General features: G+C 63.9%; 21 protein-coding genes. 11 read left to right on the top strand and 10 right to left on the bottom strand.

Going from position 1 to position 15,176, the window contains the following annotated elements; all coding sequences use genetic code 11:
• Positions 1-231: 231 nt before the first annotated feature.
• Complete coding sequence (locus tag BM190_RS39660; RefSeq protein WP_143109060.1) at positions 232-471, bottom strand: hypothetical protein; 240 nt, start codon at positions 469-471, stop codon at positions 232-234.
• Between the two features lie 381 nt (positions 472-852).
• On the opposite strand from BM190_RS39660, the gene BM190_RS19750 reads away from it, so the two are divergent.
• Together BM190_RS19750 and BM190_RS40515 are read left to right on the top strand one after the other, a co-directional pair.
• Positions 853-1,047, top strand: a complete 195-nt coding sequence (locus BM190_RS19750) for a hypothetical protein (RefSeq protein WP_018317951.1) — start codon at positions 853-855, stop codon at positions 1,045-1,047.
• 156 nt (positions 1,048-1,203) lie between these two features.
• On the top strand, positions 1,204-1,374 hold the full coding sequence (locus tag BM190_RS40515) for a hypothetical protein (protein ID WP_018317950.1): 171 nt from the start codon (positions 1,204-1,206) through the stop codon (positions 1,372-1,374).
• Between the two features lie 52 nt (positions 1,375-1,426).
• Here BM190_RS40515 and BM190_RS19745 read toward each other — a convergent pair whose 3' ends face one another.
• The gene (locus BM190_RS19745) at positions 1,427-1,639 is read right to left on the bottom strand and encodes a hypothetical protein (protein ID WP_092257967.1); all 213 of its coding nucleotides are present in this window, start codon (positions 1,637-1,639) and stop codon (positions 1,427-1,429) included.
• A 211-nt stretch (positions 1,640-1,850) separates the two neighbouring features.
• Between BM190_RS19745 and BM190_RS19740 the strand changes: the two genes are divergently transcribed.
• The gene (locus tag BM190_RS19740; protein ID WP_026201940.1) at positions 1,851-2,093 is read left to right on the top strand and encodes a hypothetical protein; all 243 of its coding nucleotides are present in this window, start codon (positions 1,851-1,853) and stop codon (positions 2,091-2,093) included.
• A 60-nt stretch (positions 2,094-2,153) separates the two neighbouring features.
• On the opposite strand, the gene BM190_RS19735 is transcribed toward BM190_RS19740, so the two are convergent.
• Together BM190_RS19735 and BM190_RS19725 are read right to left on the bottom strand one after the other, a co-directional pair.
• Positions 2,154-2,822: a hypothetical protein gene (locus BM190_RS19735; RefSeq protein ID WP_177237167.1), complete on the bottom strand. Its 669-nt coding sequence runs from the start codon at positions 2,820-2,822 to the stop codon at positions 2,154-2,156.
• A 1,208-nt stretch (positions 2,823-4,030) separates the two neighbouring features.
• Complete coding sequence (locus tag BM190_RS19725; RefSeq protein WP_092257958.1) at positions 4,031-7,360, bottom strand: DEAD/DEAH box helicase; 3,330 nt, start codon at positions 7,358-7,360, stop codon at positions 4,031-4,033.
• 562 nt (positions 7,361-7,922) lie between these two features.
• On the opposite strand from BM190_RS19725, the gene BM190_RS19720 reads away from it, so the two are divergent.
• Both BM190_RS19720 and BM190_RS19715 read left to right on the top strand, forming a co-directional pair.
• Positions 7,923-8,162 carry a hypothetical protein gene (locus tag BM190_RS19720; RefSeq protein WP_018317945.1) on the top strand — a complete coding sequence of 80 codons (240 nt, stop codon included), beginning with the start codon at positions 7,923-7,925 and terminating at the stop codon, positions 8,160-8,162.
• Positions 8,163-8,327: 165 nt separating this feature from the next.
• The gene (locus BM190_RS19715) at positions 8,328-8,612 is read left to right on the top strand and encodes a hypothetical protein (protein WP_092257955.1); all 285 of its coding nucleotides are present in this window, start codon (positions 8,328-8,330) and stop codon (positions 8,610-8,612) included.
• A gap of 6 nt (positions 8,613-8,618) precedes the next feature.
• Here BM190_RS19715 and BM190_RS19710 read toward each other — a convergent pair whose 3' ends face one another.
• Positions 8,619-9,011 carry an NUDIX hydrolase gene (locus BM190_RS19710; RefSeq protein WP_018317944.1) on the bottom strand — a complete coding sequence of 131 codons (393 nt, stop codon included), beginning with the start codon at positions 9,009-9,011 and terminating at the stop codon, positions 8,619-8,621.
• Positions 9,012-9,154: 143 nt separating this feature from the next.
• Complete coding sequence (locus tag BM190_RS19705) at positions 9,155-10,234, bottom strand: AI-2E family transporter (RefSeq protein WP_502687005.1); 1,080 nt, start codon at positions 10,232-10,234, stop codon at positions 9,155-9,157.
• Positions 10,235-10,384: 150 nt separating this feature from the next.
• On the opposite strand from BM190_RS19705, the gene BM190_RS39655 reads away from it, so the two are divergent.
• The 3 genes from BM190_RS39655 (at position 10,385) to BM190_RS19695 (ending at position 11,397) form a co-directional block, all read left to right on the top strand.
• Entirely contained in the window at positions 10,385-10,597 is a 213-nt protein-coding gene (locus BM190_RS39655; RefSeq protein ID WP_026201938.1) for a hypothetical protein, read from the top strand.
• A 132-nt stretch (positions 10,598-10,729) separates the two neighbouring features.
• Complete coding sequence (locus tag BM190_RS19700) at positions 10,730-10,957, top strand: hypothetical protein (protein WP_018317941.1); 228 nt, start codon at positions 10,730-10,732, stop codon at positions 10,955-10,957.
• Positions 10,958-11,094: 137 nt separating this feature from the next.
• Positions 11,095-11,397 (top strand): hypothetical protein, encoded by a 303-nt coding sequence (locus BM190_RS19695; protein WP_018317940.1) that lies wholly within the window; start codon positions 11,095-11,097, stop codon positions 11,395-11,397.
• 25 nt (positions 11,398-11,422) lie between these two features.
• On the opposite strand, the gene BM190_RS19690 is transcribed toward BM190_RS19695, so the two are convergent.
• The 3 genes from BM190_RS19690 to BM190_RS19680 all read right to left on the bottom strand — a co-directional run bounded on the left by BM190_RS19690 (position 11,423) and on the right by BM190_RS19680 (position 12,909).
• Complete coding sequence (locus BM190_RS19690; RefSeq protein ID WP_018317939.1) at positions 11,423-11,857, bottom strand: hypothetical protein; 435 nt, start codon at positions 11,855-11,857, stop codon at positions 11,423-11,425.
• Positions 11,858-12,019: 162 nt separating this feature from the next.
• Entirely contained in the window at positions 12,020-12,238 is a 219-nt protein-coding gene (locus tag BM190_RS19685; protein ID WP_026201937.1) for a hypothetical protein, read from the bottom strand.
• A 386-nt stretch (positions 12,239-12,624) separates the two neighbouring features.
• Complete coding sequence (locus BM190_RS19680; RefSeq protein WP_092258603.1) at positions 12,625-12,909, bottom strand: hypothetical protein; 285 nt, start codon at positions 12,907-12,909, stop codon at positions 12,625-12,627.
• A 186-nt stretch (positions 12,910-13,095) separates the two neighbouring features.
• On the opposite strand from BM190_RS19680, the gene BM190_RS19675 reads away from it, so the two are divergent.
• From BM190_RS19675 to BM190_RS19665, 3 genes are all read left to right on the top strand, one after another.
• A complete protein-coding gene (locus BM190_RS19675) occupies positions 13,096-13,683 on the top strand; it encodes a formyltransferase family protein (RefSeq protein WP_018317936.1) in 588 nt (195 codons plus the stop codon).
• 172 nt (positions 13,684-13,855) lie between these two features.
• Positions 13,856-14,206, top strand: a complete 351-nt coding sequence (locus BM190_RS19670) for a hypothetical protein (RefSeq protein WP_026201935.1) — start codon at positions 13,856-13,858, stop codon at positions 14,204-14,206.
• Positions 14,151-14,696: a hypothetical protein gene (locus BM190_RS19665; protein ID WP_177237166.1), complete on the top strand. Its 546-nt coding sequence runs from the start codon at positions 14,151-14,153 to the stop codon at positions 14,694-14,696. The genes BM190_RS19670 and BM190_RS19665 overlap by 56 nt, the downstream gene beginning before the upstream one ends.
• Positions 14,697-14,749: 53 nt before the next feature.
• Here BM190_RS19665 and BM190_RS19660 read toward each other — a convergent pair whose 3' ends face one another.
• Complete coding sequence (locus BM190_RS19660) at positions 14,750-15,148, bottom strand: RidA family protein (RefSeq protein WP_092257946.1); 399 nt, start codon at positions 15,146-15,148, stop codon at positions 14,750-14,752.
• Between the last annotated feature and the right edge of the window lie 28 nt (positions 15,149-15,176).

Raw genomic sequence — 15,176 nt, 5'->3', positions numbered from 1 at the left:
GCTGGAACGGCACCATCTCTGCCAAGTTATTCCGCTACCGGAGGTAACTGGAGGAGGTAGACATGCCGGTATTCATACTCTGGGCCGTCCCTACGGTGCTCGTCATCGGCGGCGTCGGCTACTATTTTCTTCGCGTAGTTCACTAGTTGAGTATTTCAGCCGCGCTCGAATGCTGATGACGGTTGCCAAAGTCTAGCCGGCATTGGCATTGCCGGAAGCCTGGCGTCGAGATCATTGCCCGGCGCCGGGCGGCCGCGCCAGGCGCCTCTTTGGCCGATCGGATTTTGCCGACGATGATTTGAGTTTAGCAGTCCGGTGGATTGGTGCGGCCGGTTTGCGATCGGCGCTACGCATCTTTTGCATTTGCTCGGCCGCGATCACGCGGGAGCGCAAATTCTCTAACTCGGAAAGCCCGGAAGCAAGCTCGTCGAAACGCTGTTTCAGCACAGCGGTGTGATCACCAGTGCCCATTGTACGCCCCCTGGACCACTCGAAGACCGACCGAGACAACCGGGAAACTACGCAATTGGAAATGCGGTGGCGAGGGGACTGTTCCCATTGAAAGTGCCGCGCATCGTCGCAGCGCGTGCGCCGCAAAATGGCTCAAGGCCTCCATATCGCGAACGCGGAGAAGATCAACTTCCCGGGATACGATCGATCGGTCGGGCTATCGCCAGTGACGGCCCCGGCGGTGGGGGGCTTCTGGGGTGGGGAGGCCGGGGCCGCTGGAGGTGCTTGGACCTTTGGGAAGGCCAAGCCACCGTAGACTAGGAAAAAGCGGCAATCACTTCTGTTCGCTTTCGTACATTGCCTGTACCATTTCATTTGCGGGGAACGGAGAGCAATTGCCCAATGAAGGACTATCTGGCCCAGATCGAGAAACTTCGGAAAGATGCTGCCGAATGCGCCCTGATCCGCGATTTGGCAACCGATCCAGGCAAGCGCGAAGTGTTCGACCGTCTTGCAAGCCACCTCACGGTCCTGGCTGATCAAGTTGAAATGGCCATGCTTGAGCGGAAGACCGCGACTGCTCCCACTCGGCCCTAGAAAGGCGCGCCGCTTATTGAAAGACGCGCCTGCGGGAGGCCGCGCCTGCCGATGCTGCGAGATTTTCTGAGCTTGCCGCTCGCCCAGCCCCACCCAAAAAAGCCGCGAGACAAGTCCCCCGAAACGTGTAGGATTCACCAAAACCGGAGGAACGGCATGTTTGAAATCAACGGTTTCGACACGGCGGGCGTCGTCAGTCTCAAGCGGCTGTCACTCGCCGCCGCCCTCAAGAAAGCCAAAGAGCTTACAGAGGACGGGTGCTGGGACGTTCAGGTCGTTGATCCCGCCGGCCGGGTCTACACCTCGTTCGAGGAGCAGGCCGCCTAGCCGCCCCGCCCTTCCGGGCCATTCGAACCATCATCAGCGCCCGTTTCCGCGGCTATCCGCCTCGGCCGACGTTTGACGAGGCGTTGTTCAGCCAGCGCAGCGTTGCATCGTCGCTCCAGCCAGGGACGGCAAAGCGCGCCGCCGGAATTGCATTCGCGCGGGGCCGGTCCACCGCAGGATGGCGTGCGCGAGGGTGATGCACCGGCGCGGCATTCGCGGAGGCGCACAGCGCCAGCAACAGACCCATGGCAAGAAGAGCGCGCATCGCATCAACTCCAATCGAGCTATCGCCCGCTGTCATCTCATGCGCCGATCGGCTCACCACAACCGATTGCGGCTTCACAAGCAGGAGAGAAGCGCGGGCACCTGCGCTGGTGCAGGCAGCTCGCGACTGCCGCGCACCATGCCATTGCCAGTCAACTCGTTTGGGAGCAGGCTCTCTCGAGGCGCTCAAGACGCCGCACAGGGAGCGAACCATGAAGGAACACGGCCTGGATGGCCGCCACCGTGACAAGGATGGCGCGATCAGCAAGAAGCACGGCAACACGCTGGTCGGCACGTTGCGCAAGATTTACGGAAGAGGTTTTGCGGCCGGCTATCCCGATACGACTGAACTCAGCGAGGTCCTGCTGCAGCTGAACGAGACATCGCTGAGCCAGTTGCGTCGCGATCACGACACCGGGCATCTGCAGCACAAGATCGACCACGTCGCGAAGTGACGGACTGTCAGGCCTGACGGTCAATCCGGGCGACCTCGGTCAATCCCGAAGTTGCAGTCGTCAGCTTTCCGGAGCCGCCGTCGCAGCCGGCACAGTCAACGGCGCGCCTCCGACCGAAACGGGACCGAGGGGCTTTGCTTCGCGAACCATCCGCTTGCGCATCGCGGCGGATAGTCCGTAGCGCGCATGCGCTCTTCGGATGGACGAGGTGACGTCCGACGTCATCGCATTTTGCAGCGTATCGATCTTCGCGATCAGCGTGGACAGCTGCGACGATATCTTCTTCACGTCGACCCGTTCGTCCGTGATGCTCTGTCGCAGCGACAGCAGCACCATTGAATCCTGCTGCAGCAAAACCGAGTTCTGGTCCGTTGCCTGATTGGTCTGTTGCAGCAACGCGGTGTGTTGCTGCTGGGCCGACTGAATGTCCTTCAAGACCGCGACGACCGGATCAGGCTTTGGCACGGATGCTTCCAGGCGCGGAAGCGGTTCAGCCAGGCTGCCGACATTCAGCGACCGAAAATCGGACGGCGAGGTGTAGATGGCCGCCGCGCCGTTGATGGCCAAGGCACACACCGACAGGGCCAGGACCGATTTCCGGCTGGACTGCTTGATCGGAACCGGGGCTTCCTGGACCGCGGGTTCCTGCTCCGCTGCGGCGGCTGCAAGTGCTACTGCGTCGAGTTCTTGGGCGAAGCTTTGCATTTCGAAGGTCGTGGTCATTTGCATTGACCCCAGTGAGCGAGCAACAGGAAACCGCCCCTGGACCGCCCGCGCGACGACCCCTTGTACGCAGCACCCTTACACAACTGCCTAAAATTGTGAGCATTTTGGATTAATTCCACGTTAGCGGCCGACTACGCCGCCCCCGGCCGATTACGGGGAACGTGCGAAGACCAGAGGCGCTACGCTGACAGCTGCCGTAGGGTGGGCAAAGGCGTTCTCTGCGCCTTTGCCCACCATGCTTCTGCTGCAATGAAAGAAGACGTGGCACGGCGCTCTGCGCCTTTGCCCACCCTACGGCAGCCGTTCCTAGGTCAGCATCTGACCAGGCCTTTCCGAATTTGGCAGAATGCCTCTGTTTTGCCCGACGGAGCAAACGAGCCTTGCCGCCGGATTCAAAACACCTTGTGCCAGCAGCACTTAGCTACTGTGCATGGGGTTGTTTTCGCATTTTGATGCGCTCTCGCCTCATCCAGCACTCCGAACAGCTCCTCCACTCGCAGATTACAAACCTGGTCCTATCGGGCTCGTACCGCGTTTGCGCGACACAGTCGTTCGCCGCTCGACCTGGGCCTTGGCATCCAGCACCTTGTCTCCAGCTCGTGCGGCTCGCTGGTCTGAAAGGCTCGAGCCTCTGCCTGCCAGAGCATCCGAGCCAACGCCGGTGTTTCCCTGAGCCTGTGTTGCCGGCCGTAATCTGTTTTGGGAGGACGCCGAACCAGTGGCCTTTTGATCCTCATTGCTCGTGCCGCTTCCAATCGCGCCGATCGGCAGGCCATTTTGAGCGTGACCAACCCCGGCATTTCTCGCAGCCTGAGTTGCCGCCCGCGACCTCGCGGGCGTGGCGGGCTGAACGTTCGGATTGGTCGGTTGGCTGTTGGTGCCCAGATCTCCGCCGGCGGCGGTGTCCTTCGTCCCCATCCCCGCGGGTGCGGAAGGACCTGCATTGCCCGCTCCCGTCCCCATTCCAGAAGGCGCCGAGCCGCCAGCGCTACCCGGCCCCGTTCCCATGCCCGCTCCTGCCGACCCGGCATTTGCGCCGCCTGCTTGCACCAGGGTCAACAGACACGAGCTTGCGACAATCGCGACAATGATCGGAGGAATGGCATGTGACATCGGACAATCTCCTTCGCCACGCCCCGATTAACTATAATGGTGGAACAGGGACTCCGCTACGAATTCGCAGTTGTTCGCGCTGACGAACGCGCGAGCCCTCACCCCTCGTCCAGCAGCTCGAACAGCTCCTCCACCCGCTCGAGCGGCGCGTCCTGCATCTTGGCGTGATGGACCACGCGGTCGCCGTCGCGTTGCAGCGATCTTCCCTTCGACTTCCGCAGGCGTCCGGGCAGGAACGTTGCGGCCGCAGCTTCAGGGCCGACGTCGAGGCGGATGATGCCTCTGCGCTTGCATTCCAGCCTGAGCCTGGCTGCGGCGAAGAAGTCGCGCGCGACCTTCGGCAGCGGGCCGAAGCGGCGGGAGGTTTCCTCCTCGAGGTCTTCGAGGTCGTCCTCGTCGGTGCATCTTGCGGCGCGCGCATAGAGCTCGAGCCGCACCGGCTCGGACTGCACATAGGTCTCGGGCAGCATGTCCGCGACCGGCAGGTTCAGGTCGGGCACCCACACCGCCTGCCCCTCGTCGAGCTTCTCCGAAGCCATCTTCAGGAGGTGGCTGTAGAGCACCGGCCCGAACACCTGGACGTGGCCGGATTGCTGCTCCGAGAACAGATCGCCTGCGCCTCGCAGATCGAGGTCGCGCTCGCTGATGGCAAAGCCCGCGCCGGGCCGGCTGAACTCTTCGAGCACAGCCAACCGCTTCTCGGATTGTCCGGACTGCGTCTCGGTCAACAGATGGGAGAAGGCGCGGATGCCGCCGCGGCCGACGCGCCCGCGCAGCTGATGCAGCTGGGCGAGGCCGAACTTTTCCGGCCAGCACACCACGATGGTGTTGGCGCGGGGAATGTCGAGGCCGCTCTCGACGATGTTGGTCGCGAGCAGGACGTCGGCCCTGCCCTCAACGAAACTCATCATGCGGTCGTCGATCTCGTCGGCCGCCAACCTGCCGTGCAGGCAGACAATGCTTAAGTCCGGCGCCACCGCCTGCACACGCGCCAGCATGGGATCGAGATCCTGGATGCGCGGACAGATCAGGAAACTCTGGCCGTGGCGGCGCTGCTCGCGCAGCAGCGCGGAGGCGATCGCCGCATCCGACAGCGGCGCGATCCTGGTCGCGACCGGCAGCCGGTGCACCGGGGGCGAAGCGATCACGCTGAGGTTGCGGAAGCCAGCCAGGCCCGCGGCAAGCGTACGCGGGATCGGCGTCGCGCTCATCATCAGCACATGGACGTTCTTGGCGAGGCCGGACAGCTTGGCCTTCTCGGCCGCACCAAAATGCTGCTCCTCGTCGATGATGACCAGGCCGAGATCGTCAAACTTGACGTCCTTGCCACCGAGCGCCTGCGTGCCGATCACGACCTTGATCCGGCCGCTGCGCAGTCCCTCCTTGGTCTCGCGCAGCTCCGCGCCCGAGGTTGCCCGCGACAGGTTTCCGACCTCGATGCCGAACGGCGCAAATCGCTTCTGAAACGTTGCGACATGCTGCCGAGCCAGCACCGTCGTCGGCACTGCGATCGCCACCTGCTTGCCGGACAGCACGACGGCGGCCGCCGCACGCAGCGCCACCTCGGTCTTGCCAAATCCGACGTCGCCGCAGATCACCCGGTCCATCGGGTGGCCGGAGGCAAGATCGTCCAGCACGTCGGCGATCGCCTTGGCCTGGTCGGTCGTCGTGAAGTAAGGAAAACGCGCGACGAACTTCTCATAGGCCGATCCCGGCGGAACCAGCTTTTCGCCGCGCCGCTTGCGGCGCTGGCTGATGTGCTGGGCGAGCGCCTTGCCGGCGACCTGGATTTCGCGCTCGGCCTCACCGCGGCGGGCCCACCATGTGCTGCCGTCCGCCTTGTCGAGCGAGAGCTTGCCGAGCTCGGCCGCGTAAGGCCACATCAGGGCCAGATCGGGCGGCGGCACCAGCACCGCATTGTCGCCGGCGAACTTCAGGCGGATCATCTCCCGCATTGCGCCGCCGCCGGTGTTCACGGTCTGCAGGCCGTCGAGCACGCCAAGGCCGCGCTGGAGATGGACGACCACCGTGCCCTGCTCGGGCACGTCGGCATGATCGAAGGCCGCGCTCCAGGCGCGCGCCATCGGCTGCGGATGATGCGCCCGGCTGCCGAGCACGTCGGACGCCGTCACGACGACGAGAGGCTTCTTGCCCGGCATCACGAAGCCTGCATCGAGATCGGCCAGCAGCGCCGCCTCACCGCTCCGCCCCCGCGTCGCGTCGTCCCAATCTTCGCAACGCTGCGCCTTGAGGCCGCTCATCCGCTCTATCACGCGCAGATCGTCTTCATGCGCTGCGGCGAGGATCAGTCGCGATCCGGCCCGGCGCGTCTCCTCGACGAAGGCACGCAGCGCTTTCCTGGAGGAAGTCAGTTTCGAAAACTCCGGGACGGTCTGGAAGGACGACGCGCGCGGCAACACCTTCATGCCCCGGGAGAGCTGCTTCCAGTCCCGCCGTCCGAGATATTCGCGCTCACGCTCCGCACGCGGCGCGGCCTCCTCGATCGTGTCGAACCAGCCGTCGGCATGCACCGGCACGCCCGCATCGGCGATCCATTTGGCGCGTCCGCAATAGTCGAACAGGCTCGCGCGCTTGCCGCGTTTGCCGGCAAGGCCAAGCCGCTCCGACATGGGATCGACGACAAGCTCCCTGGTCTCGAAGATGATCCTGTGCTCGTTCGGATCGAACGCCACGATCCGCCTGATCGCGCGATCCGAATGCTCGATCCGGAACGGCCCCAGCGCGCCGGCCGGAAATATCTCGAAGGTCTGGCCGTGGAACAGCGCCCCGCCCGGATAATCCGGCTCGTCGTCGAGATCGTATCCGAGCGCTTCGAGGTGCGCCTCCAGATCCTGTTCGGAGAACGTGCCGCCCACCTTCAGGCTCACGCTCAGGCGCGACAGGCTCGCCGGCGGCGGCAGTCGCTCCATCACGGCTTCGGCGGTCGAGACGAGAAAGAGTGGCTTCTTGGATTTCGCGAGGCGCCTCAGGACGGAGGCTCTGCGCCCTGCGAGCTCGTGCGACGGCTCGAGCTGATCGAACGGCAGAGTGTTCAATCGCGGAAATACCAAGACCTCACAGGAGGGGTCGAGCGCGTGAATGACACTGCCGAGCCGCTCCGCCCTGTTCTCGTTCTCGGCGAGAAAGACGATGCCGCTGCGTCCGGACTGCGTCCATTGGGCAAGCAGATGGAGCGCCAGCATGCCGAGCGGCGACGAGGACGAGATCGCAGCGCGCTGCGCCGCTTTGCTCTTCCTTGGCGACGTCTTGGTTGGCAGCGCCTTGCGTGGCGACGTCTTGCTCGGTGACGTCTTGTGCGGTGACGCCTTCTTCGGCGGCGTCTTGGCCACCCGCGCCTTTTTGGTAAGCCTCACTTGAATCCGTTTCTGGTCGTAAGCCGTCGTCAACTGAACGCCAGCCGCCCTCATTCCGATTCGGCGACTTCTCGCCTTGCATATGGGATTTGCCCGGTGAACGCACGCCTGGTGGCAACGTTCGGCGCGGCGCCGCGATCCCGACAATTTGGCTGTTGATCGAGCTCGGGCCGGAACTAGCGCGGCGCGAGATCTGCGTCTGTCGATGCGACGCTTGGCGCGATTGTAAACATTCTGCGCCCGGAGAGAAACGAAAAACCCCAGCGCTTGGAGCCACGCTGGGGCGTTTCGAGCAAAATGAACTGGTCAAGCAATGACGTCTTCATAGCAGCGATTTCACCTCGCGCTTGTGAACTGGTTCACACACGCCAAACAAACGACCTCGGTGAGACCGAGGTCGCCAACCTTTGTGGGGAAGGTTTACTCCCGGCCTGGGGGTTTTGGGGCTTGGGGATGGGCCGGGAGCCAGGATTCGACGTTTGCCGTGCCAAGTCGTTCCAAAGTCGCCGGCGGAGGTTCGCCCGCGCGGCAAAGCACGCCGGAACGGAGTACCGCATTCCCCGGTTTGAGCGCGCACCCGTCGCGCGCTAGGATGCCTCATTTTACGGAGGCTCATTTGAAACCAGTCATTTTCATCGCCGCCATTGCACTGCTTGCGACGGCTCCCGCACGCTCTCAGCCGCTGGTCGATCCCAACAAGGTTGCTCCCGAATTCCGCGAGGCGGCCGAGAAGCGCCGGGCCGAGCAGTTGCGCCAGCGCGAATGCGCGCTGAAGGCGGACCTCGAGAAAGTGCTGCCGAGGGATCGCACCGCCTTTCTCAACCAGTGCCTGGACACGATGGCGGCCAAGCAATAGCGACTGCCCGGCTGTTCCAAGCGGCCTCTTCCACCGCCGGCCACGGCCGGCCGATGGCGCTTGCCCGCGCGGTCTGCGAGCATTCCGCCACCAAGGCATTCAAGCTTTCTTCAGACATTTGGGATCAGCTGACGATCCATCTCCCAAAGTCATTGTTGTGCGCGCATGAGTTCAGTCCAGATTCAGTGCACGCGGTGCAAGAACGTGTTTCGCGATCGCGCCGGGCGGTTGCAGGACGGCTATTCGAGGCAATGTCCGAGCTGCGAAGTGGTGCTGTTCTTCGCCGAGGATTCCCAACATCCTTTCGTCAAGCGCGCGATGCGCGATGCGCGCAAGGTCCGCAAGGAGATGCGCGAGGCCGAGGCCGCGAAGCTTGCTGCGCCCGAACCGCAGGGGGCGCAGTCGAGGAGGTTCGCCGGACGAACGCGATCGGCGGGACGCGAGGACTAGCCTAGCTCACCGCCGCCTCTGCTTCCTCGGAAACAGGCGGTCGCGGATATAGCGCGAGGTCGGCGTCAGACGGATGCCGCGCGGCTTCTGCCAGGCGGCGCGGTCGATCTCCTTCTTGTCGCCGATCGCCAGCCTGCCTTTGGCGGTCTTGGCAATGAAGATCGCGTCGCTCATCTTGCGACCGGAACGCTTGTTTCTCGCCGTCACTTCCTTCCAGAGGCTGATCCTACCAAGCTTCAGCTTGGGCAGCTCTTCCCTGATCTCACGCCGCAGGCAATCCTTGTCGGACTCGCGCGCGCGCTTGCGACCGCCCGGGAACATCCACAGGCCGTCCGACCGGCGTCTGACCAACAAGACCTTGCCGCGCCGGGCGGCAACCAGTTTGGAAGACTTCGCCATTGCTGCCGTCATTGAAACCAGAATCGTCCCGATCGTAACTTGTCTAGTCGAACAGACAAGTTCCCGGCACGTTTTGATCACAGGCCGCGATCCCTCGGGTCCTGGCGCGACACGGCGGAAGGATCGCGCCGTTCGAGGCGAGATCAGCCCTCGGACGCCCCTGCCCGATCCTCCGTCCTGATCCAGGCCATCATCACCTCCCAGGCCACCGACAGGATGATCGGCCCGATAAACAGGCCGACGATGCCATGGGCCAGCGTGCCGCCGATGACGCCGACGAAGATCACGATGGTCGGCGTGGTCAGGCCGCGTCCCATCACGAGCGGCTTCAACATGGTGTCGAGGAAGCCGACGACGACGAGAAACACGGTGAGCAGCAGCGCCGTGGTGACGTCCTTGGCGGTCCAGATCCAGATGATGACAGGCAGCAGCACGAGGAAGGCGCCGATCTGCACGATCGAGAGCAACAGCACGATGAAGGCGAGAAGGCCGGCGCTCGGCACCGCCGCGAGCTTGAAACCGATGCCGGCGAGCAGCGCCTGCACGATCGCGACGCCGATCACGCCCTGCGCCACGGCGCGGATGGTCGCACCCGCGAGCGACAGGAAATGCTCGGTCTGCTCGGGCACGATGCGAAACAGGAAACCGCGGCTGGCCGCGACCAGCCGCGGCCCATGTGGAAACAAGAAGCCCGCCACGAACACCGACACCAGGAACTGGAGCGTGCCGACGCCGGCATCGCCGGCGAGCGAAAGCAGCGGTCCCGCCAGCGGCTGCAGATACGGCGCCACCTCGCGTACCACCGCGCGGACGTTGGTGTAGGCCTGGTCCCAGAGTTCGTAGAGCAAGGGGCCGACCAGCGGCCACGATTTGAGCTGTTCGGGCGCGGCCTGAAGCGCCAGATCGCCGGTGCCGAGCTGATGCGCCAGCTCACGCACGCCGTCCACCGCGCTGATGCCGAGCCAGGTCGCCGGGCCGATGACGATGCCGAGCGTGATCAGGGTCAGGATCACTGCTGCCGTCTTGGGCCGGCCGCCGAGGATTTTGGCGACCCAACTGAAGGCCGGATAGAACGCGACCGCGAGCACGCCGCTCCAGGCCAGGATCGGCACGAACGGGCGGATGATCAGGAAGGTCCAGATGATCAGCAGGGCGAGCAGGCCGAGCCGGATCACGAGCTGGATGACATCCTCTCCCGTCAGGAGCTGACGGAGACTTTTCACGGGCACTGCTTTCCTTGCGGCATGAACGCAACTTCCGGTGCTTGCGAGGTCTAGCGGTTATTGCCAGCAACGCATCCGCCGTCAAGGCGACTGGAACTGCCGGGGCCCACGATTAGGAACACATCGGGGCCATCCCGCATTCGAAAGACGATGACAGACCCTCCCGGCGAATCCGATGCACGCGCGGGAATGCACCGCGGTATCCGCTATTCCCTGAGGCCGAACGCCGCGCCGGGCTATTGGCAATATGCCTATGCGATCGGCGGCAGGGTCCGCTCCGGACGGGTGCAAGGCAGGCTGCGGCAGCTCGCAATCAGGCGGGTGCAGATGCGCATCGACCGGGACATGCGAAACGGCAGCTGATCCGGCTGCGCAGCCCGCGACGGCGGCCGGGCTTGGCTAACGCCCGTTAACCGAATTTCCCTGCCCCGGTTTACGCCGTTGCAAACGCCCGTGACTACCTTGGGTCGAGGTCAACAAAAAGCATTCCATCAAATGGCCAACAGCATCTGGACGATCGAAGAATTCTCCTGTGCAGGTTGCGGCATGAATTACACCGCGACCAGGGAAGAGCACAGCGAAGCCCACACCGGCAGCTTCAAATGCAGCATCTGTAGCGGCGTGGTGCATGCCTGGTCCGGCAAGCATCATTTCTTCGGCTGGCAAGCCGTGAAGACACGGCCGCCCGTGTTCGGCAAGCGCTGGGCCGACGTCGAGTGGTAGGCTGTCCAACCTCTGATTGCGCCGTGCCACTCATCCTGGACGGACCGGAGGATCGGCCGAATTGCACCGGTACCGTTTGGACTCCGTTCACCGATCGTCGCTAGATCAGGACGGATCCTTCGCGCCGAACAGCAGACATGGCCGACCTCAACGCCGTCCTTACCAGGCTCAACGACCGCCTGCTCCGTCTCGAGGGCGAGCTGTTCGTGCTGCGCTCATTGGCGCGCGCGACGCTGACGGCGGGCGACGACCATGCGGCGCGCATGCGCAAGCTTGTCGAAGCCGCAAAGATCGCGCTCGACGACGAGGCCAAGCGCCCTCTCGACAAGCCGACACGCAAATATGTCGATGCAGCCACCGCGCTGGTGGAGGAATTGCTGGTCGAGCCGACCCCGGCTCGGCCGCTATTCACGGTGATCGACGGCGGCCGGCGCGACTGAGCGCCCGCCTCAGGACGGCGATCGATTACCGCCCGTACATGCCGGGCGCACGTGCGCGGTTCGGATAGCACTGTCCGCTCGAATAGTTGTAATCGTAGCCGTCCGGGCAGAGTCCGCCGCGTCGTCCGCCGTAGGCTTCGGGACGCCCGTAAGCGCCGGGCCCGTGCGCCCCGTTCGGATAGCAGCTGCCGTTCGAGTAATTGTAGTCGTAGCCGTGCGGACAGAGGCCGCCGCCGCGTCGTCGTCCGTAGTATTCGCCTGGCCCTGGATCCCGGGTATAGACACCCGGCGAATGATAGTCGTTGGGATAGCAGCGGCCGTTCGAGTGGTTGTAATCATAGCCGTGCGGACATTGTCCGCCCGGACCACCCCTGAACTGAACTTGCTGCACCATGGGCTCCGGCGATGCCGCAGGCACGGTTGCGAATGCAAGCAGGCCGGCCAGCGCAAGCTCGATCATGACGTCTCCTCCAAATCACGGGGACAAGCCTAGCAGGATTCGTGTCCCACGAAACAACCCGGGGATTGAGACATGGCCGGCCTGAACCATGCATGAACCGGTTTTCGGCCTGCGACGATGCGTCGTCCCCACTCCGCGCGGGAGCCCGCCTCGCCGCCCCCGCTAGACCGGGTTGGAATTTTCCGCCTTGAGCCGGCCAAGGCCGGCCTCGATGATCGCGATCTCCTCGTCGATCTGGCCGATCGGCAGGCTGAAATCATAGCCGGACCTGCTCTTCAGATCGACCGCGAGCCGCTGTCTGTGCATCATCAGCTGATCGAGCCCGCGCCGGTTCTTCAGCCGCACATAGCTGTCGACAATCTGCTCAATTGCGCTCGGCATGAAATCTGTCCCGGCGAAAAAGGCCCGCGCGGCGCACAAAGGCCGGCGGGACATTTTCGGTGTCGCGGTACGCAATACAAATCCGCGACGGATTCGTCGATACGCCAGGCTGGTTGAGATCGTGTTACCATTCGATGATTTCGTGATGCGTGGCACGAAAAGGCCGCTGGCGATTATGCCAGCGGCCAAAGCCGGGTTCGAAAACGGATGCGGGTTGAAATGTCGCCAGCCCCGGTAGGCGCAGGTCTAGCAGCCGGCCGCAAATACCTCTGTTAAAAACGAAACATAGGAACCGGTTTTATCGCCCGCATGCAGACCCGTCGTGGCCGTGCGGCAACGCCAAAACATGCTCCGGAAAAGTGCGCAGCGGTTCTCCGGATCACGCTTTAATCCGTGACGCAGAAATAGGTGCGCGGATATCTGCGATAGGCGCCGTAGCGATAGTACGGCCGGTAAGCATAGCCGCGATAGAGCGCCGGCGGCTCCTCACCGTAATAGGCACCGTGATAGAAATTGGTGACCGGCCCTCCGGCGCAACGATAGGCGTCCCAAGTCGGCCCCACGAACGGCGCGACACCCGTCTCCGGCGGCACAGCAGGGTACGGCCCGCCGGCATGGGCCGGAGGGGCTACGATCAGCATCCCGAAAAGGAAAAGCCAGGCGCCTCGCATGCACTCGCTCCCGAGCCGTGCAATGCAGCTATGGAGCACCGGAACGGTCGCCTGCGCAATCGCGAAATCCGTCGCGCCCCGCCGGCACATTGTTGATAACCGGCGCAAACGCCGCGCGGGGGGTGACAGGGCGTCCGGACGTGTTATCGGGAGGATGACGCAGTTGCGAGACCGGATCGGACACTCATGCGCATTACCCTCGTCGGCTCCCGCCATTTCGGCGTGACCACCCTGAACATGCTCCGGGAGCATGGCGTCTCGGTCGTCCGGGTCGTCGTCGCCGATGCCGAGGATCGGCTGGCCGCGTCCGCCAAGGCGGCCGGCATCGAGGTCGCGGTCCAAGCCAATCCGAAGCTGGTGGTGGCCTCCGAGATTGCCCCCGATACCGACCTGATCATCACGGCGCACAGCCACGCCCGGATCGGCAGGGACGCGCTCGCCGCCGCCAAGTTCGGCGGGATCGGCTACCACCCCTCGCTGCTGCCACGCCATCGCGGCAAGGCCGCCGTGGAATGGACCATCAAGGAAGGCGATCCGATTGCCGGCGGCACGATCTATCATCTCGCCGACCGCATGGACGCTGGCGCCATCGCCGCCCAGGATTGGTGCTTCGTCAAGAAGGGCGAGACCGCCCGCGAGCTCTGGGAGCGCGCGCTCGCTCCGCTCGGCCTCAAATTGCTCGCCGACGTGATCGATTATGCCAAGGTCCACAAGGCGCTGCCGTCGAAGACTCAGGACGAGCAGTTCGCGACCTCTGCACCGAGTCTCTCCTGACGTTTACCCTTAACGTGAAGGGGCCTTGATTCCGCTTCGAAAATTGGAGCCGGGACCGCAAATAAACCATTGTTTCCACAGGAACAATTTTCGATTTGGCATTGCAACAAATTTCCGTCACATTTCGTCCGAATAAGCGTCAGCATATCAGACAAATTCAAGGACGGAATTCATGCGTTTTGGTCGCATCGCGGCGTTCTGTGCCGCTGCAGTTTTGACCGGCACCCTCGCCGCTCCCGCCCTCGCCCAGAGCCCCTATGACGGCAACTGGCAGGTCATCATCGTCACCAAGAGCGGCACCTGCGAGCCCACCGCAAGCTCCATGCTGACGGTTGCCGACGGCCGGATCACCGCGCCCGGCGCTAACGTTTCCGGCACCATCGGCAGCGGGGGACTTGTGAAAGTTTCGATCAATGGTGCATATGCCAACGGTCAACTCAGCGGCAACGCCGGATCGGGGAAGTGGAATGGAGCATCTGCAGGCATACCGTGCAGCGGGCGGTGGGAAGCATCGCGCCAATAAACCAATTGAGGCTCGCGCCCGGAACCGGCGGCTGCTGATTGCGGCCGCCGTTTTGTTTGCGGCAGGGATCGCCAACACCGAAAGCATGGCCCAGTCGGGCCCCTTCGCCCCGCTGGCGGGTACCTGGAGCGGCGGCGGCGTCGTCACCCTGGACGACGGCTCGACCGAGCGGATCCGCTGCCGGGCCAGATACGCCCCGATCGGACCGACCATGGAGATGTCGCTGACCTGCGCCAGCGACGCCTACAAGTTCAACCTCGGAGCCAACGTCAAGGCTGAAGGCGGCGCGATCGCCGGCAGCTGGTCAGAGGCCAGCCGCAACATCTCTGGCTCGCTTCAGGGCCGCGGTGCCGGCGGAAACTACGAGCTGGTCGCCTCGGCCGCCGGTTTCAATGCCAACCTCTCGCTGAAGACGTCCGGCAACAAGCAGAACGTCTCGATCCGCGCGGATAGCCAATTCCGCGGCGCCAACATCTCGCTGTCGAAGTAAGACCGTAAAGCGACACGGCAGTCGATCCGGCGAGCGCGCCGGGTCGACTTTTTTTATGCGCCGGGCACGAACGCCGTGACCTCGATCTCGACCTTGGCCCGCTCGTCCACGAGGCCACCGATATAGAGCAGCGTCGAAGGCGGGAAATTGCGTCCGAGCGTTTCCTTCCAGGCGGCGCCGATGCCGGCACCGGCTGTTTCATATTCGCTGCGGCTGGTCAGGTACCAGGTCAGGCGGACGATGTGCTCGGGGCCGGCGCCGGCCTCGGCCAGAAGCTTGATGATCCGCTTCAGCGCGGCTCCGACCTGCGCGGCCATGTCGGGCGTGTAATTGCCGGCCTCGTCGCCGCCGGTCTGGCCGGCCAAAACCACCCAGCGGCCAGGGCCTTCCGCCACAATGCCGTGAGAGAAGCCGCGCGGTTTTTTCCATTCGGCCGGCTGCAAGATCTGCATGAGCGGATTTCTCCCATTTTCTGTCGTT

This window comes from Bradyrhizobium sp. Rc3b (assembly GCF_900114915.1).
Classification (GTDB): Bacteria; Pseudomonadota; Alphaproteobacteria; order Rhizobiales; family Xanthobacteraceae; genus Bradyrhizobium.
Note: the sequence above shows the minus strand (reverse complement) of the source record. Positions and strands in the feature narration are given on the sequence as shown.

Coding starts and splice junctions, on each gene's coding strand:
- BM190_RS19735 (WP_177237167.1), bottom strand. CDS start 2,822: ATGCAAATGACCACGACCTTCGAAATGCAAAGCTTCGCCCAAGAACTC.
- BM190_RS19750 (WP_018317951.1), top strand. CDS start 853: ATGAAGGACTATCTGGCCCAGATCGAGAAACTTCGGAAAGATGCTGCC.
- BM190_RS40515 (WP_018317950.1), top strand. CDS start 1,204: ATGTTTGAAATCAACGGTTTCGACACGGCGGGCGTCGTCAGTCTCAAG.
- BM190_RS19690 (WP_018317939.1), bottom strand. CDS start 11,857: ATGATCGAGCTTGCGCTGGCCGGCCTGCTTGCATTCGCAACCGTGCCT.
- BM190_RS19740 (WP_026201940.1), top strand. CDS start 1,851: ATGAAGGAACACGGCCTGGATGGCCGCCACCGTGACAAGGATGGCGCG.
- BM190_RS19710 (WP_018317944.1), bottom strand. CDS start 9,011: ATGGCGAAGTCTTCCAAACTGGTTGCCGCCCGGCGCGGCAAGGTCTTG.
- BM190_RS39660 (WP_143109060.1), bottom strand. CDS start 471: ATGGGCACTGGTGATCACACCGCTGTGCTGAAACAGCGTTTCGACGAG.
- BM190_RS19725 (WP_092257958.1), bottom strand. CDS start 7,360: ATGAGGGCGGCTGGCGTTCAGTTGACGACGGCTTACGACCAGAAACGG.
- BM190_RS19680 (WP_092258603.1), bottom strand. CDS start 12,909: ATGCGAGGCGCCTGGCTTTTCCTTTTCGGGATGCTGATCGTAGCCCCT.
- BM190_RS19675 (WP_018317936.1), top strand. CDS start 13,096: ATGCGCATTACCCTCGTCGGCTCCCGCCATTTCGGCGTGACCACCCTG.
- BM190_RS19685 (WP_026201937.1), bottom strand. CDS start 12,238: ATGCCGAGCGCAATTGAGCAGATTGTCGACAGCTATGTGCGGCTGAAG.
- BM190_RS19660 (WP_092257946.1), bottom strand. CDS start 15,148: ATGCAGATCTTGCAGCCGGCCGAATGGAAAAAACCGCGCGGCTTCTCT.
- BM190_RS19665 (WP_177237166.1), top strand. CDS start 14,151: ATGGAGCATCTGCAGGCATACCGTGCAGCGGGCGGTGGGAAGCATCGC.
- BM190_RS39655 (WP_026201938.1), top strand. CDS start 10,385: ATGACAGACCCTCCCGGCGAATCCGATGCACGCGCGGGAATGCACCGC.
- BM190_RS19695 (WP_018317940.1), top strand. CDS start 11,095: ATGGCCGACCTCAACGCCGTCCTTACCAGGCTCAACGACCGCCTGCTC.
- BM190_RS19700 (WP_018317941.1), top strand. CDS start 10,730: ATGGCCAACAGCATCTGGACGATCGAAGAATTCTCCTGTGCAGGTTGC.
- BM190_RS19670 (WP_026201935.1), top strand. CDS start 13,856: ATGCGTTTTGGTCGCATCGCGGCGTTCTGTGCCGCTGCAGTTTTGACC.
- BM190_RS19745 (WP_092257967.1), bottom strand. CDS start 1,639: ATGCGCGCTCTTCTTGCCATGGGTCTGTTGCTGGCGCTGTGCGCCTCC.
- BM190_RS19715 (WP_092257955.1), top strand. CDS start 8,328: ATGAGTTCAGTCCAGATTCAGTGCACGCGGTGCAAGAACGTGTTTCGC.